General features: G+C 67.7%; 20 protein-coding genes and 1 tRNA gene. 10 read left to right on the forward strand and 11 right to left on the reverse strand.

Going from position 1 to position 21,084, the window contains the following annotated elements:
• Positions 1-2: 2 nt before the first annotated feature.
• On the reverse strand, positions 3-497 hold the full coding sequence (locus ACZZZN_RS03690) for a MarR family winged helix-turn-helix transcriptional regulator (RefSeq protein WP_463503871.1): 495 nt from the start codon (positions 495-497) through the stop codon (positions 3-5).
• Positions 498-568: 71 nt separating this feature from the next.
• On the opposite strand from ACZZZN_RS03690, the gene ACZZZN_RS03695 reads away from it, so the two are divergent.
• From ACZZZN_RS03695 to ACZZZN_RS03720, 6 genes are all read left to right on the forward strand, one after another.
• Positions 569-640: transfer RNA gene (locus ACZZZN_RS03695), tRNA-Gln, on the forward strand.
• A 1-nt stretch (position 641) separates the two neighbouring features.
• Positions 642-2,072, forward strand: coding sequence for a bifunctional UDP-N-acetylglucosamine diphosphorylase/glucosamine-1-phosphate N-acetyltransferase GlmU (gene glmU / locus ACZZZN_RS03700; protein ID WP_463503872.1), 1,431 nt, complete (start codon positions 642-644; stop codon positions 2,070-2,072).
• Positions 2,073-2,081: 9 nt separating this feature from the next.
• Positions 2,082-3,116, forward strand: a complete 1,035-nt coding sequence (locus tag ACZZZN_RS03705) for a ribose-phosphate diphosphokinase (RefSeq protein ID WP_463503873.1) — start codon at positions 2,082-2,084, stop codon at positions 3,114-3,116.
• A gap of 85 nt (positions 3,117-3,201) precedes the next feature.
• Positions 3,202-3,681 carry an FMN-binding protein gene (locus ACZZZN_RS03710; RefSeq protein WP_463503874.1) on the forward strand — a complete coding sequence of 160 codons (480 nt, stop codon included), beginning with the start codon at positions 3,202-3,204 and terminating at the stop codon, positions 3,679-3,681.
• A gap of 17 nt (positions 3,682-3,698) precedes the next feature.
• Entirely contained in the window at positions 3,699-4,553 is an 855-nt protein-coding gene (locus ACZZZN_RS03715) for an FAD:protein FMN transferase (protein ID WP_463503875.1), read from the forward strand.
• 27 nt (positions 4,554-4,580) lie between these two features.
• Positions 4,581-6,155, forward strand: a complete 1,575-nt coding sequence (locus ACZZZN_RS03720) for an FAD-dependent oxidoreductase (protein WP_463503876.1) — start codon at positions 4,581-4,583, stop codon at positions 6,153-6,155.
• Positions 6,156-6,591: 436 nt separating this feature from the next.
• On the opposite strand, the gene ACZZZN_RS03725 is transcribed toward ACZZZN_RS03720, so the two are convergent.
• Positions 6,592-8,064, reverse strand: a complete 1,473-nt coding sequence (locus tag ACZZZN_RS03725; protein ID WP_463503877.1) for a sensor histidine kinase — start codon at positions 8,062-8,064, stop codon at positions 6,592-6,594.
• Between the two features lie 26 nt (positions 8,065-8,090).
• Positions 8,091-8,819, reverse strand: coding sequence for a response regulator transcription factor (locus ACZZZN_RS03730; protein ID WP_056280043.1), 729 nt, complete (start codon positions 8,817-8,819; stop codon positions 8,091-8,093).
• A gap of 164 nt (positions 8,820-8,983) precedes the next feature.
• Here ACZZZN_RS03730 and ACZZZN_RS03735 point away from each other — a divergent pair, with 164 nt between their 5' ends.
• Positions 8,984-10,456 (forward strand): ABC transporter permease, encoded by a 1,473-nt coding sequence (locus ACZZZN_RS03735; protein WP_463503878.1) that lies wholly within the window; start codon positions 8,984-8,986, stop codon positions 10,454-10,456.
• Positions 10,457-10,496: 40 nt separating this feature from the next.
• The gene (locus ACZZZN_RS03740) at positions 10,497-11,222 is read left to right on the forward strand and encodes an ABC transporter ATP-binding protein (protein ID WP_463503879.1); all 726 of its coding nucleotides are present in this window, start codon (positions 10,497-10,499) and stop codon (positions 11,220-11,222) included.
• Between the two features lie 56 nt (positions 11,223-11,278).
• Here the strand turns inward: ACZZZN_RS03740 and gndA are convergent, their stop codons facing one another.
• Both gndA and ACZZZN_RS03750 read right to left on the reverse strand, forming a co-directional pair.
• Positions 11,279-12,727 carry an NADP-dependent phosphogluconate dehydrogenase gene (gndA, locus tag ACZZZN_RS03745; RefSeq protein ID WP_463503880.1) on the reverse strand — a complete coding sequence of 483 codons (1,449 nt, stop codon included), beginning with the start codon at positions 12,725-12,727 and terminating at the stop codon, positions 11,279-11,281.
• A 122-nt stretch (positions 12,728-12,849) separates the two neighbouring features.
• Positions 12,850-12,975, reverse strand: coding sequence for a hypothetical protein (locus tag ACZZZN_RS03750; RefSeq protein WP_267238687.1), 126 nt, complete (start codon positions 12,973-12,975; stop codon positions 12,850-12,852).
• Positions 12,976-13,195: 220 nt separating this feature from the next.
• Here ACZZZN_RS03750 and ACZZZN_RS03755 point away from each other — a divergent pair, with 220 nt between their 5' ends.
• Positions 13,196-13,804 carry a 50S ribosomal protein L25/general stress protein Ctc gene (locus ACZZZN_RS03755; protein WP_463503881.1) on the forward strand — a complete coding sequence of 203 codons (609 nt, stop codon included), beginning with the start codon at positions 13,196-13,198 and terminating at the stop codon, positions 13,802-13,804.
• Between the two features lie 116 nt (positions 13,805-13,920).
• Complete coding sequence (pth, locus tag ACZZZN_RS03760) at positions 13,921-14,502, forward strand: aminoacyl-tRNA hydrolase (protein ID WP_463503882.1); 582 nt, start codon at positions 13,921-13,923, stop codon at positions 14,500-14,502.
• 53 nt (positions 14,503-14,555) lie between these two features.
• Here the strand turns inward: pth and ACZZZN_RS03765 are convergent, their stop codons facing one another.
• The 6 genes from ACZZZN_RS03765 to sdhA form a co-directional block, all read right to left on the reverse strand.
• A complete protein-coding gene (locus ACZZZN_RS03765) occupies positions 14,556-15,257 on the reverse strand; it encodes a hypothetical protein (protein ID WP_463503883.1) in 702 nt (233 codons plus the stop codon).
• Positions 15,258-15,280: 23 nt separating this feature from the next.
• Positions 15,281-16,285 (reverse strand): tryptophan--tRNA ligase, encoded by a 1,005-nt coding sequence (gene trpS / locus ACZZZN_RS03770; RefSeq protein WP_463503884.1) that lies wholly within the window; start codon positions 16,283-16,285, stop codon positions 15,281-15,283.
• A gap of 54 nt (positions 16,286-16,339) precedes the next feature.
• Positions 16,340-17,182 carry an exodeoxyribonuclease III gene (locus ACZZZN_RS03775; RefSeq protein WP_463503885.1) on the reverse strand — a complete coding sequence of 281 codons (843 nt, stop codon included), beginning with the start codon at positions 17,180-17,182 and terminating at the stop codon, positions 16,340-16,342.
• 10 nt (positions 17,183-17,192) lie between these two features.
• Positions 17,193-18,398: a YihY/virulence factor BrkB family protein gene (locus tag ACZZZN_RS03780; RefSeq protein WP_463503886.1), complete on the reverse strand. Its 1,206-nt coding sequence runs from the start codon at positions 18,396-18,398 to the stop codon at positions 17,193-17,195.
• A gap of 76 nt (positions 18,399-18,474) precedes the next feature.
• Positions 18,475-19,242 (reverse strand): succinate dehydrogenase iron-sulfur subunit, encoded by a 768-nt coding sequence (locus ACZZZN_RS03785; RefSeq protein ID WP_463503887.1) that lies wholly within the window; start codon positions 19,240-19,242, stop codon positions 18,475-18,477.
• A gap of 2 nt (positions 19,243-19,244) precedes the next feature.
• Positions 19,245-21,071, reverse strand: coding sequence for a succinate dehydrogenase flavoprotein subunit (sdhA, locus tag ACZZZN_RS03790; protein WP_463503888.1), 1,827 nt, complete (start codon positions 21,069-21,071; stop codon positions 19,245-19,247).
• Positions 21,072-21,084 lie beyond the last annotated feature (13 nt).

Here is a 21,084-nt window from a genome sequence, read left to right on the forward strand (position 1 = left end):
CCTCACGCGTCGAAGCTGAGGCTGAGCTTGCGCAGCAGTCCCGCCAGCCGGTCCCGATCACCGCGCGACAGCCCCTTGAGCAGCTCCGCCTCGACATCGACGAGACGCGTGATCGCGGCGTCCACTCGCATCCGCCCGTCGTCCGTCAGCGTGACGAGCACGCTGCGGCCGTCAGCCGGATCGCCCTCACGACGCACGAAGCGCCGCCCGACCAGGCGATCGATGCGGTTGGTCATGGTGCCGCTCGAGACCAGCGTCTGCTGCAGCAGCTGCTTGGGGGAGAGCTGGAAGGGGGAGCCTGCTCGGCGCAGCGCCGAGAGCACATCCCATTCCCATGCCTCCAGATCACTGCGGCGAAAGACATCGCGCCGCGCGCGGTCGAGCAGACGGGTCAGCCGATCCATCCTCGACAGCACCTCGAGGGGCGAGAAGTCGAGGTCGGGGCGCTGGGTGTTCCAGGCGCCGACGATCCGATCAACCTCATCAGCCTCAGTCATCCGTCCATTATCGCCGGTAGCACGCAGGCGGACGTGGCAGACTTGACCCGCGGCTCCTTCGGGTGCCGTGGTCCGCCGTGGTGTAATGGCAGCACGACAGCCTTTGGAGCTGTTAGGTCTAGGTTCGAGTCCTGGCGGCGGAGCATGACTGGGAACAAGCTCGCCATCATCGTCCTCGCCGCAGGGCAGGGCACGCGCATGCGTTCGCGCCTGCCGAAGGTGCTGCATCCGATCGGGGGGCGCCCGCTCGTCGGCCACGTTCTGACCACCGCGACACGACTCGGCGCCGACCACATCGAGGTGGTCGTGCGGCACGAGCGCGACCAGGTGGTCGCAGCCCTCACCGAGGACTACCCGGACGCGATCTTCGTCGACCAGGACGAGATCCCCGGCACCGGACGGGCCGTGCAGGTCGCTGTCGACCGGCTCCCGGCCGAGTTCGACGGCGACGTGCTCGTGCTCTCGGGCGACTGCCCGCTGGCCGATGTCGACACCCTCTCGGCCTTCGTGTCGGAGCACCGTGGATCCGGGGCGCCCGCGACGCTCATGACGGCCCTCGTCGATGACCCCACCGGGTACGGCCGGGTCATCCGCGATGCCGACGGCGGTGTCGATCGCATCGTCGAGCAGAAGGACGCGGATGCCGACGAGGCCGCGGTCCGTGAGATCAACGCCGGCATGTACGTCTTCCGGGCGTCCACCCTGCGCACCTACCTGCCCGAGATCGGCGTCGACAACGCACAGGGTGAGATGTACCTGACCGATGTGCCCGGCCTTCTCCGTCGCGACGGCGACCGTGTCGGGGCATCCGTCGTCTCCGACGTCACCGTCACCTACGGCGTCAACGATCGTGCCCAGCTCGCAGTGGTCGGGCGCCTCCTCAACGACCGGATCGTGCGCCGCTGGCAGCTCGAGGGAGTCACGATCATCGACCCGGCGACCACCTGGATCGACGACGACGCCACGCTCGCCCCCGATGTCACGATCCTTCCGAACACGCACATCCTGAAGGCGACGGTCATCGCCGAGGGCGCGATCATCGGCCCCGACACGACTCTCGTCGACTGCGAAGTGGGGGAGGATGCGATCGTCCGCCGCACCGATGCCACGCTCGCCGTGATCGGCGCCGAGGCCACGGTCGGCCCCTTCTCGTTCCTCCGGCCCGGCACGGTGCTCGGCGCCCGCGGCAAGATCGGCGCCTACGTCGAGACGAAGAACGCGGAGATCGGCGAGGGCAGCAAAGTCCCCCACCTGTCGTACGTGGGCGACGCGACCATCGGCCGCGGCGTCAACCTCGGTGCCAGCACCATCACCGCGAACTACGACGATGTGAACAAGCACCGCACCGTCGTCGAGGACGAGGTGCACACCGGGTCGCACACGACCCTCGTCGCGCCCGTTAGGCTGGGAGCTGGCGCCAAGACAGGTGCCGGCTCCACGGTCCGCAAGGACGTGCCCGCCGGTTCCCTTGCCATGAGCGTCGCCCCTCAGCGCAACATCGAGGGTTGGGTCGAGAAGAACAGGGCAGGCACGGGCGCGGCAGACGCCGCCGCCCGATCCCGAGTGGCGGAGTAGGCAAAAACGATGGCGCGCAAGAAGAAGACCGTCGATCTGGACCGGGACAACGGCATCGCCCCCGGACTGGTCGCCAAGACGAAGAAGCGACTGATCGTCGCAGGCGGTCGCTCGCACCCTGAGCTCACCTCTGCCGTCGCTGCTGCACTCGGCACCGAGGTCGTTCCGACCGAACACCGCACGTTCGCCTCGGGTGAGATCTACTCCCGGTTCGACGTCTCGATCCGCGGCTGCGACCTCTTCCTGATCCAGACCTTCGGCGAGCCGGTGAACGAGTGGCTCATGGAAGCGCTGATCATGATCGATGCAGCCAAGCGCGCCTCTGCCAAGCGCATCACGGTCGTCGCGCCGTACTATCCGTATTCGCGTCAGGACAAGAAGGGCCGCGGTCGGGAGCCGATCAGCGCCCGTCTCGTCGCCGACCTGCTCAAGACCGCCGGCGCAGACCGGGTCATGAGCGTCGACCTGCATGCCGCGCAGATCCAGGGATTCTTCGACGGTCCGGTCGACCACCTCTTCGCCAAGCCGGTGCTGCTCGACTACTTCGAGCGCACGCTCAGCCCCGCGGACCGCGAGATCCTCACGGTCGTCTCGCCCGACATGGGTCGTGTCCGTGTGGCCGACACCTGGTCGGACAGCCTCGGCGCCCCGCTCGCCATCATCCACAAGCGCCGCGACCCGAAGGTCGCCAACCAGGTCTCGGTGCACGAGATCGTGGGAGCGGTCGACGGTCGCACCTGCCTCCTCGTCGACGACATGATCGACACCGGTGGCACCATCGTGAAGGCCGCCCAGGCGCTCAAGGCCAACGGCGCGCATCGCGTGATCGTCGCCGCGACGCACGCGATCTTCAGCGACCCGGCATCCGAGCGCCTGCAGGACGCGTCGATCGATGAGGTCGTCATCACCGACACGATTCCGCTCACGCAGTCGCGCCGTTGGGACAAGCTGACCGTGCTCCCGATCGCGCCGCTGCTCGCCCGCGCGATCCACGAGGTCTTCGAAGACGGATCGGTCACCAGCATGTTCGGCGGAGACGCGTAGGCGACCCATATATCGGACACAGCGTGCACATAGATGCTGTCCCTACGGTCGAATCAACACACCGATCTAGGCCGGGAGGACCATCATGATCCGCACGACTGTACCGACTTCTGTTCGCAAGGGCGCAGCCATCGCCGGCGTCGCAGGGCTGCTCGTGCTCGCCGGATGCTCAGGGACGGCTGACGCCGAAGACGCCTCGACTGATGGTTCGTCCAGCACCGACACGAGCACCAGCACCGACACGAGCACCGGTTCGTCGACGCCGGGGGAGTACGCCGACGGCACCTACACGGCCGACGGCTCGTACCAGACGCCGGAGACGGTGGAGGAGATCTCGGTGACCCTGACGGTCGCCGACGGACTCGTGACCGAGGTCGAGGTCACGGGCGACCCCCAGGCCCGCGAGAGCGAGCAGTACCAGGGGCAGTTCATCGACGGTATCTCCGATGAGGTCGTGGGCAAGTCTCTCGACGAGATCGAGGTCAGCCGTGTCGCGGGTTCCTCTCTGACGAGCGGTGGATTCAACGAGGCCGTCGAGTCGATCAAGGAGCAGGCAGCCGCCTAGGCGCCTGATTCCCGACCATGGCGATCTGGCGTTTCGACGCGATCGGCACGCAGTGGGAGATCGAGACGACGCACGACCTCGGTGAGTCGGAGCGACGGCTCGTGTCGGCGGAGATCGAGCGGTTCGACCGAGAGTGGTCGCGGTTCCGCGACGATTCGGCCGTGAGCGCCGTCGGACGTGATGGCGGGACGATCGTCTCGAGTGATGCCGCCCCGATGCTCGATGCCTACCGTGACCTCGCAGACGCGACCGCAGGAGCGGTCAACCCGCTGATCGGCGACAGCCTCGGCGCGCTCGGCTACGACGCGGCATACAGCCTCGTCGCGGGTGCGCCGCTGGCAGCTCCGCACGACTGGACCGATCGCATCCGATGGTCGGCAGACGGGGTGACCGCATCCACACCGTCGCTCCTCGATGTGGGAGCGCTCGGCAAGGGACGACTCGTCGATCTCGTCACCGACGTGCTCGAGACCGTGCCCGGAGACCTCACCGTCGATGCCGGAGGCGACATGCGATCGCGGGGATCGGCCGTGCGTGTGGGCCTGGAGCATCCGTACGACCGCACGAAGGCGATCGGGGTCGTGGAGCTCCGCGATGCCGCACTGTGCGCCTCGGCTGTCAACCGCCGCGCCTGGGGAGAGGGACTTCATCACGTGCTCGACGCGCGCACCGGGGTGCCGGTGCGCACCTGGGCGGCGACATGGGCGCTCGCGCCCGACGCGATGCGGGCGGATGCCGTGGCCACCGCGCTGTTCTTCGACGGCGGTCCGCAACTCGCCGCCTCGTGGGATGTGCACTGGGTGCGGATGACGACGGACGGGCGCGTCGAGCGCTCGCCAGGGTGCCCTGCCGAACTGTTCACCCGCCGCTGAGGCCCTGAAGTACGGAAGAGTGGAATCGTGAACACCTCCATCACCGCCATCCGGCAGCGAGTTCTTGCGCTCCTCGGCGGCATCTCGATGTATCGCCTGGTCCTGTTCGCGCTGCTCGCCCTGGCAGCCATAGCCATCGTGCTCGCGGCGCTCGGAGTGATCGTCTCGCCGACGCCCCTCGAGATCGTCGTCTCGTTCGCGGTGCTCGCCGTGGTGATCTCCGCCGTCGACGCGGCCTCGCAACGTGTGCTGCGCCTGCCCTGGCGCGTGGAGTCCTCGCTCGTCACCGCCCTCATCCTGCTGTTCGTGCTGCGTCCGGGTGTCGAGCCCCTCGCCCTGCTCGGACTCGCGATCGCCGGCGCTGTGGCGAGCCTGTCGAAGTACCTGATCGCGTGGCGTGGAAGACACATCCTCAACCCGGCCGCCTTCGGGGCCGCCGTCGTCTCGATCCTCGGATCCTTCGGGGCATTCGAATGGTTGGGTACGTCATCCTCATGGTGGGTGGGCGCCCCGTCGCTCTTCATCCCCGTGCTGATCCTCGGCCTCGCGGTGCTGTGGCGCACCGAGAAGGTGCGCGTGGTCGCCGTGTTCGTCCTCGTCGCGGTGGCCGTCTCGGTCGTTCGACAGGCCGTCCAGGCGCAGGAGTTCGACATCGGCTTCGACATCGCATCCGCTCTCTCCTTCGCACTGCTGCAGTCGCCCTTCCTGTTCCTCGGAGCCTTCATGCTCTCCGAGCCTCTGACGCTCCCTCCGCGGCGCTGGCAGCAGTTCTCGGTGGCGGCTCTCGTCGGCGTCCTCGCCGGGTGGCCGATCGCGATCGGGGGACTCTTCACCCTCGGTCAGGAGCGCGCCCTACTGATCGGCAATCTCCTGGCCTTCGCTTTCGCCGTGCGGGGTTCGGTGCGCCTCGTGCTCGAGAAGCGCCAGTTCATCACCCCCACGGCGCAGGAGCTGACGTTCCGGGCGAAGGGAAAGGTCCGATTCCTCCCCGGCCAGTATCTGGAATTGGACGTTCCGCATCATCGGCCGGATGCGAGGGGCACCCGTCGAGAGTTCAGCATCGTCTCGGCGCCTGCCGATCTTCCGACGCTCCGCATCGCCTACAAGGACGGCGACCAGAAGCATCCGTCGAGCTACAAGCGCGCGCTGGCCGCCGCAGAACCCTGTGCGACGCTCGCGGTGACGGGAACCTGGGGAGACTTCGTGCTGCCGGGCGCCGAGACTCCGGTGCTCATGGTGGCGGCGGGCATCGGTGTGACGCCGTTCGTGTCACAGCTGCGTCAGCTGCAGCTGACGGGGCAGCAGCGCGACGTCGTGCTCATCTACGTGGCATCCGACAGCTCGGAACTGGCCTTCCGCGACGAACTCGCCGCGACCGGTGCGCGGGTCGTGGTCTTCACTCGCGATGAGCCGAAGGACCTTCCCGCGCAGTGGACGTGGGCGCAGGGCACTCGGCTCGATGCCGCGGGACTGGAGCAGTACGTTCCCGACCTCGGCTATCGGCACTCGTTCATCTCCGGACCGCCGCGTCTGATCGCCGACCTCGCCCCGGCCCTTCAGAAGGCCCGGTCCCTCACGACCGACGCCTTCGCCGGTTACTGAGTCGGGGCTCGGGCCGTTCGCAGGAACCCGGCACGTTCTGCACGACGAAACCTCTGGTTTCGTCCTGCATTCGTGCCGCGGTCCTGCATTCGGTACGTCAGACACGCGCGCGAACGGCCGCCGAGAGCATCCGCCTGCTGAGCCCGAATCGGTGAAGTGTCGTACCTCTGGCGACATCGCCGATGCGAGAGAGGACGTGTGCGGCTGTCGGCATCTGACCGATCCTGCCGGTTCTGAGACGGGGGACGGGTCGGAACCTAGGGTCGGAGAGGGTTTCCGCTGACAGCCCGACCTGTGCAGAAGAGAAACCGATGGCTCGTGCAATCGTCTCCCGCACCGTCTGCAGGACGAAAGCACGGATGCAGGGCTGAAGTCATCCGTTCGTCCTGCAGACGTGCCCCGGTCCTGCAGACGGCGCGACGGACCGGGGTCGACCTCAGTCTGCCCCGGCCGCCGGATTCACGGGGATGCGCACGGCGAAGGTCGTGTCTCCCGGTTCGCTGGCGACGGTGATGTGCCCGCCGTGGCCTTCGACGATCGCCTTCGCGATGGCCAATCCGAGGCCGGTGCCGCCGGTCTGGCGGGCGCGTGAGCTGTCGCCGCGCGCGAAGCGGGCGAAGAGCTCGTCGCGCACACCGGGGTCGATCCCCGGACCGTCGTCGTGCACGCTGATGATCGCATCCTCGCCCTCGCGACCGACCCGCAGAGTGATCGTCGTGCCGGCCGGCGTGTGTGTCCGGGCGTTAGCGAGCAGATTCGCGACCACCTGATGCATCCGACCGGCATCGCCCATGATGACGATGGGCTCGTCGGGCACCTCGATGTTCCAGTGATGATCGGCAGCGGTGGGGCGCGCGTCGGTGAGACCCTCGACCGCCAGCTGGGTGAGATCGACGGTGCCGTAGACCAGCTCTCGCCCCTCGTCGAGTCGGGCGAGCAGCAGCAGATCCTCGACCAGACGGGTCATGCGCAGCGACTGCGCCTGGATGCGCTCGAGCGAGGTCGTCGTGCCCTCGATCGCCGCCTCTCCGCCCTGCTGCTTCAGTGCACGCAGCGAAAGCTCGGAGTATCCGCGGATCGATGACAGCGGCGTGCGCAGCTCGTGGCTCGCGTCGGCGACGAAACGCCGCATCCGCTCCTCGTTCTTCTGTCGCGCCGCCAATGACGTGTTCACGTGGTCGAGCAGGGTGTTCAGAGAGGCGCCGACGAGCCCCGTCTCGGTGCGCGAGTCGGCTTCAGCCGCTGGTACCCGTTCTGTGATCTGCACCTCGCCGCGATCGAGCGGCTGGTTGGCGACGCGTGTGGCGGTCGCGGCGACGGCGCGCAGGGGCCTCAGCCCGACCCTGATGGTGATGGCGGTGGTGAGTGCCAGCAGAATGAGCCCGCCGAGCGTCGCGAGCACTATGACGGTGAGGAGCGTGGTCAGCTGATTCTGGATGTCGGTGCGGGGGAGCCCCGTGACGACGTTCACCCCGTTGGGTGCCTGCTGGACGACCACGAGGTAGGAGCCGAAGTCATCGAGGGTCACCGTTCCGACGCGACGTCCGTTGAGTGCTGTGTCGATCCGCTCGAGATCGGCGCTCGTGAGTGTCTGCGACACGCCACTCAGCTCGCCTTTGGTGTCGGGGAACACGATTCCGCTCGTGCCGCCCGCGGTGCTCGACACGGCCATCAGGATGCCGGGAGGAACACGCGAGCCCTGGCCCTCGAAGATCGAGTCGACGTCGGCGTACTTCGCCGGCACGCTGCCGACAGCCTGGGCGACCTGACCGGAGTAGTTGGTCACCTTGTCTTGGAGTTGCTGTTCGAGCGTGCCGCCGAGCAGCGCGCTGGTGATGACGGCGACGATCACGAGGATGAGCGAGACGAAGCCGATCACGGCTGTCATCAGCCGCGTCTGCAGGCTCATCGGCCGCCGAGCCATCCTCGTCGAGCTCACTGGGGCGCCTTGATCATGTAGCCGACACCTCGCACGGTGTGCAGCAGCGGTGTGCGTCCGGCGTCGATCTTCTTGCGGAGGTACGAGATGTACAGCTCGACGACGGATGACTTGCCGCCGAAGTCATAACTCCACACACGGTCGAGGATCTGGGCCTTCGACAGCACACGACGCTCGTTGCGCATCAGATAGCGGAGCAGCTCGAACTCGGTCGCGGTCAGCTCGATCTCGGTGCCGTCGCGCATGACCTCGTGGCTGTCCTCGTTGAGAGTGAGGTCGGCCACGCGCAGGATCGACTGGCCGTCATCGGCTGTCGCGTGCCCGGTGCGGCGGATGATGGCGCGCAGTCGCGCGATGACCTCTTCGAGGCTGAAGGGCTTGGTGACGTAATCGTCTCCTCCCGCGGTGAGACCGGCGACGCGGTCGCCGACCGCGTCCTTCGCGGTGAGGAACAGCACCGGCACGAGGCTGCCGGACTCGCGGAGTCGGCGCAGCACGGCCATGCCGTCGAGGTCAGGCATCATGATGTCGAGCACCAGCGCATCCGGCTCGAACTCGCGCGCGACCTGCAGCGCCTCGAGGCCGGACGACGCGGTGCGCACCTCCCAGCCCTCCATGCGCAGAGCCATCGCGAGCAGATCGGTGAGCATCTGCTCGTCATCGACGGCGAGGATGCGCAGGGGCGAGCCGTCGGGGCGGCGCAGTTCGGGAAGATCGGTGCTCATGAGTACATTCTGCGGAATCACCTATGGGGTTTCTATGGAGCGCGCTATGCGTCTCCTGTGAGATGTGCGCTCGATAGGTTTCTCATCACTCCTCCCTCGATCTCGCAAAACTGCGCTCTTTAGCGTCGTGATCGGCCCGCGAACGGCGCGGCGTAAGGAGACACATGCACGGGACATATCTGCGGCGAGAGTTGGCGGGCCGCAAGAAGCAGACGTGGATCGTCGCGATCGGACTCGCGATCGCGATCGCTCTGGTGATCATCGTCAACGCCCTCACGGCAGGAGTGCGCGATGCGCAGGTACAAGCCCTGGAGTCGGTGTACGGAGTCGGCACCGACCTCACGGTGACCGGAGCCGCGGCGGAACCGGGGGAGGGAGGCGGGCAGCGCTTCGACTTCGGATCCGAAGACGGAGCCACCGAAGGAGACACGACCACTCTCAGCCAGTCGACGCTGATGACGGACTTCATGCGCGGAACGCTCGACGCGTCCGTGCTCGACACGGTGACTTCGACGGATGGCGTGACCGCGGCGTCCGGGGCACTGAGCCTCACCAACTCGACGTTCTCGGGCGAGCTTCCGAGCGGTGGCTTCGGCGCGCAGGACGGCACGACCGAGGGAACCGCGCCGACCGAGGGTCAGGCTCCGCCGGAGGGCGGCACAGGCGGCGCGGGTGGCGGCTCGTTCGGCGTCGATTCGTTCACCGTGCTCGGCATCGACCCCGCCGTGACGTCGGTGGGTCCGCTCGCCTCGGTCGAGGTCAGTGACGGCCGGGCTCTCGACACGGATGACGCCGGGGCGCTCGTCGCGCTCGTCGACGCGACCTACGCGACCACGAACGAGGTCGCCGTCGGCGACATCATCGACGTCGCCGGTTCCGATGTCGAGGTCGTCGGTGTCGTGGCATCCACCTCCGACTCCGCCGACACCGCCGCGAACGTCTACCTGCCGCTCGACACGGCGCAGGAGCTCTCCGGAGCCGGAGACGTCATCTCGACCGTGTACGTCCAGGCGGAGTCCGCATCGTCGATCGACGCGGTGCAGGCTTCCCTCTCGGAAGAGCTGCCGGACGCGACGATCACCTCGCAGTCCGAGCTCGCCTCCACGGTCTCCGGGTCCCTGTCGAGCGCGACGTCGCTGATCACGAACCTCGGCACCTGGCTGTCGATCATCGTGCTCGCCGTGGCCGTGCTGCTCTCGGTGCTGCTCACCCTGTCCGGCGTCTCCCGCCGCACCCGCGAGTTCGGCACGCTCAAGGCGATCGGTTGGTCGAACGGGCGCGTCGTGCGCCAGGTCGCCGGCGAATCGATGGTCCAAGGACTGATCGGTGGCGCAGTGGGACTCGCGCTCGGGATCGCCGGCATCGTCGTCATCAATCTCGTGAAGCCGACCGTCGCCGCCGCTGCCGCGGGCAACTCGGAAGGCGGCCCCGGAGGCATGGGCGGCGGTCCGACGGGAGGAGGCGGCATGTTCCAGACCCAGCAGGCGGCCGACATCGTGCTGCAGGCTCCGTTCACCCCGTGGGTGCTGGTCGCCGCGGTCGGTCTCGCGGTGCTCGGCGGCCTCGTGGCCGGAGCGTTCGGAGGCTGGCGCGCGGCGCGTCTCAGCCCGGCCGAGGCCCTGCGATCCGTCGCCTGACGGACGCTCGATCACCCATCGCACGACAAGGAGACACGACATGACCATCGCAGACATCGCTCCGGCCACGAACGGCACGGATGCCACGGCGCCGCTGTACCGCGCACGGGGTGTGACACGCACCTACACGCAGAAGGGGCGCACGGTGAAGGCGCTCACGGGCGTCGACCTCACGATCCACTCCGGTGAGTTCGTCACCATCCAGGGGCCGACGGGCGGGGGCAAGTCGACTCTGCTGCAGATGCTCGGCGCACTCGACAAGCCCTCGTCCGGATCGCTGAAGCTCGGTGAGATCGAGCTGGCGTCGGCATCCGCACGCGAGCTCAGCCGCATCCGCGCCGAGGAGATCGGCTTCGTCTTCCAGGGGTTCAACCTGATTCCCACTCTGACGGCGGCCGAGAACGTGAACATGGCCCTCGAGCCGACCGACCTGAGCCGCACCGAGCGCGCGACGCGGGTCGCCGAGGCTCTCGCTCACGTCGGCCTCGCCGACCGCGGCGATCACCTGCCCACCGAGCTGTCGGGCGGTCAGCAGCAGCGTGTGGCGATCGCGCGGGCGATCGTGAAGCGTCCTCGCGTGCTGCTCGCCGACGAGCCCACGGGCAACCTCGACGAGAGCATGCGTGATGAGATCCTCGCGCTGCTCGAGGGGCTGTGCGCGGAGGGGATCACCATGATCGTCGTCACGCACGACTCGGCGGTCGCCCGTCGGGCCACCAGGCGCCTGCGGCTGGCGAAGGGGACGGTGCAGGACATCACCCGGTGAGACATGACGAAGGCCCCGGCGGAATCGCCGGGGCCTTCGTCATGTGCGGGACTCGCTCAGTGCGTGTCTTCGGCTTCGATCTCGGTGCGGTCGCCCGACCACTGCGTGTGGAACGTGCCCGGCTTGTCGATGCGCTTGTAGGTGTGCGCACCGAAGAAGTCGCGCTGTCCCTGGACGAGGGCGGCGGGCAGGCGGTCGGCACGGATGCCGTCGTAGTACGACAGCGACGACGAGAACGCCGGAGCCGGGATGCCGGCCTGTGCCGCCGCGACCACGACGCGACGCCACGGCGCCTGAGCGCGCGTGATCGCCTCGGTGAAGTACGGAGCGGTCAGCAGCACGGGCAGGCCGGGCTCTGCCTCGTAGGCGTCGGCGATGCGGTTGAGGAACTGCGCGCGGATGATGCAGCCTCCGCGCCAGATCTTGCTGATCGCGCCGAGGTCGATGTTCCAGCCGTACTCGGCTGCACCCGCGCGGATCTCGTCGAAGCCCTGCGAGTACGCGACGATCTTCGAGGCGTAGAGCGCGAGACGGACGTCTTCGATGAAAGCGGCCTCGTCGGCGACGACGAACTCCTCGTCGGGGCCGGGGAGCGAACCTGCGACCTCGCGCTGCTCGGGGTGCGACGACAGCGAGCGGGCGAACGTGGCCTCGGCGATGCCCGAGACGGGGACGCCCAGCGACAGTGCGGTCTGCACGGTCCACGCGCCGGTGCCCTTGGCGCCGGCCTGGTCGAGGATGACGTCGACGAGGGGCTTGCCGGTCTCGGCATCCACCTGGCGGAGCACCTCTGCGGTGATCTCGATCAGGTAGGACTCGAGCTCGCCCTTGTTCCACTCGGCGAAGATCTCGGCGATCTCGGCGGGGGACTTGCCCGTGCCGCGGCGGATGAGGTCGTAAGCCTCGGCGATCAGCTGCATGTCGGCGTACTCGATGCCGTTGTGCACCATCTTGACGAAGTGTCCGGCGCCGTCGTGGCCGACGTGCGTGACGCACGGCTCGCCCTCAGCGACGGCGGCGATCGACTTGAGGATCGGCCCGAGGGTGACCCAGGACTCGTCCGAGCCGCCGGGCATGATCGAGGGGCCGGTGAGCGCGCCCTCTTCGCCACCGGAGATGCCGGCGCCGACGAAGTTGATGCCCGTCTCGCGGACGGCCTTCTCGCGACGGATCGTGTCGGGGAAGTAGGCGTTGCCGCCGTCGACGATGATGTCGCCCGGCTCGAAGACCTCGACCAGCGAGTCGATCACTGCGTCGGTCGGGCCGCCGGCCTTGACCATGATGATCGCGGTGCGCGGCTTCTGCAGCGAGTCGGCGAACTCCCGGTAGGTCTTGGCGGCGACGAAGCCGGCCTCAGGGTGGTCGGAGACGAGGGTCTCGGTCTTCTCGTAGCTGCGGTTGAAGATCGCCACCGTGTTGCCCTCGCGGCTGGCGAGGTTGCGGGCGAGGTTCGAACCCATGACGGCGAGTCCGACGACTCCGATGTTCGCTGATGCTTCGGGCACAGATGGCTCCTAGATCGAGAAGAAGGGGATGCTTCCAGGATATCGCGGGTGCTCGGGCGCGGTCGCGGTGTGACGACCGATGACGACCGGCGCGCGGAGGCGCGGTGCCCGAGACGTCGCGATCAGTCCTTGCGGTAGCCCGAGCGCCCGAGGGAGAAGAGTGCGCCGAATGTGGCGACGGCGGCGCAGAGCGACATCGCTCCGATGACCCAGGCGATCGCGTGCGAGAAGAAGACGCCGTCGAGCATGAGGAACTCCATGTTCTGCGAGAGGGAACGGTGTCCTCAGCCTATCGGGTGATCGGGTACCATGAAGGGAGTACCTCGGCGAGGGATCAGTGCGCGTGCGCACGGATCCGTTATCGACGCGGCGAAGCAAGCCCGGTGGCTTCTTTCACGCGTCAGCGTTCGAGAGCTGTTCCATAGACCACCGCGCGGCTGCTCGCTGCGTGCCCCGAAGGAGAACCCCATGTCTGAAGACACCAAGGTCCAGGCCGAGATTCGCGAGAACTTCGGCAAGGGCTTCGCTCGCCGCCTCCGCGCCGCCGGCAAGATCCCCGCCGTTCTGTACGGCCACGGCACCGACCCGGTGCACGTCGCACTGCCGGGCCACCAGGTCTCGCTCATCATCCGCCGTGCGAACGCGCTGCTCGAGCTCGACATCGAGGGCAAGGGACACCTCGCCCTGGTCAAGGACGTCCAGAAGGACCCCGTGCACCAGATCATCGAGCACATCGACCTGCTGGTCGTGAAGAAGGGCGAGAAGGTCGCGATCGACGTTCCCGTCATCGTCACCGGCGAGTCCGCTCCCGGCACGATCGTCAACCAGGACGCGAACACCCTGTCGATCGAGGCCGAGGCCACGCACCTCCCGCAGAACGTCGAGGTCTCGGTCGAGGGTCTCGAAGACGGCGCGCACATCACCGCCGCCGACGTCACGCTCCCCAAGGGCTCGACGCTGCTGACCGACCCCGAGGTTCTCGTCGTCGCCATCTCGATCCCGGCGGAGGAGTCCCTCGACGAGGACGAGGCCGGAGCCGACGAGGCTCCCGCCGAGGAGGCGCCCGCAGCGGAGTGATCTCCGCCGGCGCAGCACTCAGCTGACTGCATCACAGAGGGGGCGCGAGCAGATCGCGCCCCCTCTGTCGTATCCTGACCCGGGCCGCACGGACCCGAACCCGAGAGGACGACGGCATGGCATCCACCTGGCTGGTGGTGGGGCTCGGCAATCCCGGCCCGCGATACGAGGCGACGAGGCACAACATCGGTCAGATGGTGATCGATGAGCTGGCCTCGCGCCGCAACGAGACATTCCGTGAGCACAAGGGCGGCGCGCGCGTCGTCGAGACATGGCTCCGCCCCGGGGGCGACAAGATCGTGCTCGCCAAGCCCAACACGTTCATGAACGTCTCGGGAACCCCGGTTGCTGCACTCGCTCGGTTCTACTCGGTGGCCCCCGAGCGGATCGTGGTCGTGCACGATGAACTCGACATCCCGTTCGACACCGTCAAGCTCAAGATCGGTGGCGGACACGGGGGTCACAACGGAGTGCGCGACATCGCGAGAGCCATCACGACCCCGGAGTTCCCCCGAGTGCGTGTCGGCATCGGTCGGCCGGTGGGGCGTCAGGATCCGGCCGACTGGGTGCTGTCACCCTTCGGCAAGGACGAACGGGCGAATCTGCCCATCCTCGTCTCCGATGCCGCCGACGCCGTCGAGATGCTCGTCGGTGAAGGGCTGCTGGCTGCCCAGCAGAAGCATCACGCGCCGCGCTGAGGATCGGCCCACCGGTTGCGTCGCACCAGGCCGTCGATGCCCGGTTCCGACGATCAGGGCATGAAGCCCGAAGCGGTGCCCGCCGACAGCGCGATGACGATCCCGACCCAGAAGATGATCGGGCCTGCGACCGCGACGACGATGGCAGCGATGCCGGCACCGCGACCCTGCTTCCTGCGTATCGCGATGATGCCGGCGACGATCGCAGCGATGCCGAGGACCGTTCCGGTCCAGAAGGAGATCTCGGCCCAGAGCACCTGGTCGCGCGCCGGGGAGAGGATCGCCAGGACGTCTGAATCGCTCGTGTCCAGTCCTCCCGGAAGGCGGGTGCCGATCTCGAATCCGACGATGCCCCCGATGATCGGGATGACGATCGCGGCCGCGACGGCGAAGACCAGCGCGAGGATGCCGAGCAGGGATGACCGCTTCTCAGGCGGCGGCGCCACATCGTAGGTACCGGATGCTGCAGCGTACCCGCCCACGGGCACCTGATATGCGCCGGGAGGTGCGGCCTGGTAACCGGAGGCCTGCGCGCCGGGATACGGGGGAGCAGCGGGGTACTCGGGAGCGCTCGGATATGCCGGAGCGCTCGGATATGCGGGGGCGCTCGGGTAGGCCGGAGGCTGTGCCGCGGGAGGCTGTGCCGCGGGAGGCTGCTCCGCGTAGTAGGGCGGGGGAGCGATCGGGGGCTGACCGTCCGCGGGCTGATGTGCGGCGGGAACGGCTCCGGGCGGGGGCAGCTGTGGATCAGTCACGCCACCATCCTAGGGCGGGCAGATCAGACCCGCCGCAGCAGACCCACGCGGTCGTACACGGCGGTGAGGGTCGCATCGGCGACGGCATCTGCGCGACCGGCGTTCGCCGCGAGGATGCGATCGAGTTCTGCGGGGTCGTCGAGAAGATCCAGCGCGCGGGAGCGCACCGGCTCGAACTCGGAGACCACGACCTCGGCGAGGCCCTTCTTGAAGTCCCCGTAGCCGCGGCCCGCGTACTCGTCTTCGATCGCGCCGACCTGGCGGCCGGTGAGCGCCGCGTAGATAGTCAGAAGGTTCGAGACGCCGGGCTTGTTCTCACGGTCGAAGCGCACCGAACCTTCGTTGTCGGTCACCGCTCGCATGATCTTCTTCGCGGACTTGGCCGGGTCGTCGAGCATCCACAGCACTCCGGCGTCGCTCTCCGCGGACTTCGACATCTTCGAGGTCGGATTCTGCAGGTCGTAGATGCGCGCGGTGTCCTTCTGGATCACCGGGCGCGGCACCACGAAAGTCTCGCCGAAGCGGGAGTTGAAGCGCTCCGCCAGGTCGCGGGTGAGTTCGACGTGCTGCTTCTGGTCATCGCCCACCGGCACGACGTCGGTCTGGTAGAGCAGGATGTCGGCCGCCATGAGCACCGGATACGTGAACAGGCCCACGCTCGTGGCATCGGCGCCGTAGCGGGCCGACTTGTCCTTGAACTGGGTCATGCGACCAGCCTCACCGAATCCGGTGATGGTCGACAGGATCCAGGCGAGCTCGGCATGCGCACGCACGTGGGACTGCACGTACAGCGTCGACTGCGAGGGCTCGATGCCGGCCGCGATGTACTGGGCGGCCGTGCGGCGGGTCTTCTCGCGGAGCTCTGCAGGGTCCTGGGCGACGGTCAGCGCGTGCAGGTCGACGACCGAGAAATACGCGTCGTACGAGCTCTGCAGCTCACGCCACTGCAGGAGCGCGCCGATGTAGTTGCCGATCTGCAGAGAGTCGGCGGAGGGCTGCATTCCTGAGTAGAGGCGTGGTTTCGTCACGGTATCAATCCTATGGGGGCTGCGGCGGTGCACGATCCCGCCGGTCGCAGGCGGTCAGTACGTGTAGTCGACGACGACGGGGGCGTGGTCGCTCCACCGCTGGTCGTATGCCGCGGCGCGTGCCACGTGGTACGCGGTCGCCCGCTCGGCGAGCGCCGGAGTCGCGAGGTGGTAATCGATGCGCCATCCGGAGTCGTTGTCGAACGCCTGGCCGCGCATCGACCACCACGTGTAGGGGCCGTCGACCTCGCCGTGGAACGCGCGTCCGACGTCGACCCATCCGAGTCCCGGTCCGGTCGAGCCGTCGACGCCGTCGACCTGCTCACCGTGTGCACCGAGGAAGCGATCGAAATAGGCCCGCTCACGGGGCAGGAAGCCGGCTTTCTTGCGGTTGCCCCGCCAGTTCTTGATGTCGAGTTCGCGGTGTCCGACGTTGAGGTCGCCGGTGATCAGGGCGAGCGACGCATCGTCGCCGCCGAGCTCGGCGAGTCGGCTCTCGAACGCGTCGAGGAACTTCCACTTCTCTTCCTGCTTGGGGGTGTCTGCCTCGCCGCTGTGGACGTATGCGCTGACCACTGTGAGCGGCCGATCGCCGATCAGGAAATCGGCCTCGATCCAGCGCCCCTTCGAATCGAAGTCCGCGGGACCGAGATCGACGCGTGTGGCGAGAGCCGCAGTGCGGCTGGCGATCGCGACGCCGGCACGTCCCTTGGCGGTCGCCTCGTCGTGCACGAAGGTCCATCCGGGAAGCGCTGCCTCGAGGTGCTCGTCCTGACCTCGGACCTCCTGCAGCGTCAGGATGTCGACGTCAGCGGCATCGAGCCAGGTGCTGATTCCGTTGCGAGCGGCCGCTCGGATTCCGTTGACATTGACCGAGGCGATACGCAGATGAGGCATGCACACAAGCCTAACGAGCGCCGCCGACATCCCGAGACGGGCGCTGCAGGTCGGAGAGGAGGCGCTGAGCCAGTGGCATCGCGGCGTCGGCAGGTGGGGGAGCGGACGCCTCGAGTTCCGCGATCTCCTTCTCGGCCGCGCGCACCGCCCGCTCGGCAGACCACGTTCGGTACCAGGGAGCTGAGTCGCGATCGGCATGTGCGTCGCGCAGCCGGATGCGCGCTGCCTGTACGAGCGTCTCGTGCTCGGCCACGCGACGCTCCGCCTCCGTCTGTGACTGGAGCGGAAGGTCGCGGTCCTGCGCGGCCACGGCGATCCACGAAGACGCCACCAGCATCACGACACCGTTGACGCGGAACCACAGCAGCAGGCCGATGAAGATGGCGAAGGTCGCGAGGAGCGGGTTCGAGGGCGTGTAGCTCAGCAGGAAACCGGCACCGAACTGCAGGATCGTCATGGCGCCGCCGCCGAGGATCGCGCCGGGCCAGATCGTTCCCCAGTGGAGCGACGTTCCGGTGAGGAAACGGACCATCGCCGCCAGTGCGGCCGACAGCAGCGCGAAGGACACCAGCACGGTGCCGATGCGGATGCTGGTCAGACCGTCGAGCGCCGAGTCCCATCCCAGCAGGCTGAGAATCCAGCTGAGCGCGACCGCGCTCGCCGAGCTGAGCAGCGAGCCCGCGAGCAGGGAGACTCCGAAGATCAGCGCGGCCAGAAGGTCTCTCGCCTTCAGGATGACGTAGCTGCGGCGGTCGGGCGGCAGCCCGAAGATGTCCCGCGTGGCGCGTCGAGAGAACGTCACCCACCCGATGGCGGTCCAGATGACCGTGCCGAGCGCGATCAGACCGGTGATGCTCAGGAGCCCCGTGGTGCTGGCTGCGATCTCCTGCACCTGGTCGGGGGTGAAGACCCCGCCCTGTTCCAGGATCAGATTCGGAATGTAGCTGTTGATGATGTCGATCAGGCCGTCGACCGCTGCGGTGCTGCCGCCGAGCCAGAGACCCGCGATGGCGAAGGCGAGATAGACCGCGGCGAAGATCGCGAAGAGGGCCTGATAGCTCACGCCCGCGGCGAGGAGGAAGCCGTTGTGCTGCAGGAAGTGTCGCCACACTCGCACGGGGAAGAGACCCAGTGTGCGCTGCGTCAGTGCGGTGGCCCGTTCGACGGCCGCGTCGAGGCGGCGGGGGTCGCTCACAGCGCCATCGGGATCAGACACACCCTCACCCTATCCAAGCGACGAGAACGGGCGGGCTCCGTGAAGGAACCCGCCCGGCGTCGTCAGCGTTCGCTCGTCAGGGACGACCGCGCAGCACGGCCTGCTTGACCTCGGCGATGGCCTTGGTGACCTCGATGCCACGGGGGCACGCCTCGGAGCAGTTGAAGGTGGTGCGGCAGCGCCACACGCCCTCTTTGTCGTTGAGGATGTCGAGGCGCACGTCGGCGTTGTCGTCGCGCGAGTCGAAGATGAAGCGGTGCGCGTTCACGATCGCGGCGGGCCCGAAGTACTGGCCGTCGGTCCAGAACACGGGGCACGACGAGGTGCACGCGGCGCACAGGATGCACTTGGTGGTGTCGTCGAAGATCTCGCGATCGGCGATCGACTGCACGCGCTCCTTGCCCTTCTCGGGAACGGAGCCTGCCACGAGGAACGGCTGCACCTCGCGATACGAGGCGAAGAAGGGCTCCATGTCGACGACGAGGTCCTTCTCGAGGGGCAGTCCCTTGATCGCCTCGACGTAGATCGGCTTCGAGATGTCGAGGTCCTTGATCAGCGTCTTGCAGGCGAGGCGGTTGCGGCCGTTGATGCGCATGGCGTCGGAACCGCAGATGCCGTGGGCGCACGAGCGACGGAAGGTCAGCGAGCCGTCGACCTCCCACTTGATCTTGTGCAGCGCGTCGAGCACGCGGTCGGTGGAGTACAGCTCCACGTCGTAGTCGACCCAGTGCGGCTCGGCGTCGACCTCGGGGTCGAACCGGCGGATGTTGAACGTGACGATGAAGGACTGGATCGCAGCCTCTTCGGTCGTGTCGGCGGGGGCCTCGGCGATGGCGCTCGACATGCTCAGTACTTCCTCTCCATCGGCGGGTAGTTCAGTTCGCCCTGCTCGTTCTTCGTGAACACGACGGGCTTCCAGTCGAGCTTGATGTGATCGCTCGGCGTGGAGGAGTGCGGGTCACCGGTGAGGTAGGCCATCGTGTGCTTCATGTACTTCTCGTCGTCGCGCGTGGGGAAGTCGTCGCGCATGTGGCCGCCACGGCTCTCCTGGCGGTTCTGCGCGGCGTAGACGACGACCTCGGCGATGTCGAGCAGGAAGCCCAGCTCGACGGCTTCGAGCAGATCGGTGTTGAACCGCTTGCCCTTGTCGTCGACGTGCACGTTCCTGTACCGGTCGCGCAGCCCCTTGATGACGCCGAGCACGTGCTCGAGCGACTCGTGCGTGCGGAAGACCTGCGCGCCCTTGTCCATCTCGTCCTGCAGCTCCTTGCGGAGCACGGCGATGCGCTCGGTGCCCTGGTTGTTGCGCAGGCCCTCGAGCATGTCCGAGACGAAGGCGGCCGGGTTCTCGGGAAGCGGCACGAACTCGGCCGTCTTGACGTACTCGACCGCGTTGCGACCCGAGCGCTTGCCGAACACGTTGATGTCGAGCAGCGAGTTGGTGCCGAGACGGTTGGCGCCGTGCACAGAGACGCACGCGCACTCGCCCGCGGCGTACAGGCCGGGGACCACGGTGTCGTTGTCGGCGAGGACCTCGCCGTTGTTGTTGGTCGGGATGCCACCCATCGCGTAGTGCGCGGTGGGCATCACGGGTACGGGCTCGACGACCGGGTCGACGCCCAGGTAGGTGCGGGCGAACTCGGTGATGTCGGGGAGCTTCGTCTCGAGCACCTCGGCGCCCAGGTGCGTGCAGTCGAGCAGCACGTAATCCTTGTGCGGACCCGCTCCGCGGCCCTCCGCGACCTCCTGCACCATGCAGCGCGCGACGATGTCACGCGGAGCCAGGTCCTTGATGGTCGGGGCGTAGCGCTCCATGAAGCGCTCACCCGAGGCGTTGCGCAGGATCGCGCCCTCGCCTCGTGCGCCCTCGGTGAGGAGGATGCCGAGACCCGCGAGGCCGGTCGGGTGGAACTGGAAGAACTCGAGGTCCTCGAGGGGGAGGCCCTTGCGCCAGACGATGCCGACGCCGTCACCGGTGAGGGTGTGGGCGTTGGAGGTCGTCTTGAAGATCTTGCCGAAGCCACCGGTCGCGAAGATCACTGCCTTGGCCTGGAAGACGTGCAGCTCGCCCGTCGACAGGTCGTAGGCGACGACGCCCGAGACCTGCGTCTTGCCGTCGGCGTCCTTGACCGTGAGCAGGTCGAGCACGTAGAACTCGTTGAAGAAGTTGATGCCGAGCCGGACGCAGTTCTGGAACAGCGTCTGCAGGATCATGTGGCCCGTGCGGTCGGCTGCGTAGCAGGCGCGGCGCACCGGGGTCTTGCCGTGCTCGGCGGTGTGACCGCCGAACCGACGCTGGTCGATCTTTCCCTCGGGGGTGCGGTTGAAGGGCAGACCCATGTTCTCGAGGTCGATGACCGCGTCGATCGCCTCCTTGGCGAGGATCTCCGCGGCATCCTGGTCGACCAGGTAGTCGCCACCCTTGACCGTGTCGAAGGTGTGCCACTCCCAGCTGTCCTCCTCGACGTTCGCGAGGGCCGCCGCCATACCGCCCTGCGCGGCACCGGTGTGCGAGCGGGTCGGGTACAGCTTGGAGATCACCGCGGTCTTGGCACCGGGGCCGGCCTCGATGGCCGCGCGCATGCCTGCGCCTCCGGCGCCGACGATGACGATGTCGAACTGGTGGTAGTGCACGCCGTCGCGGACGACGGAATCCTGGGTCTCGGTAGTCACTTCTTGTTTGCCT

This window comes from Microbacterium sp. AC145 (genome assembly GCF_979258505.1).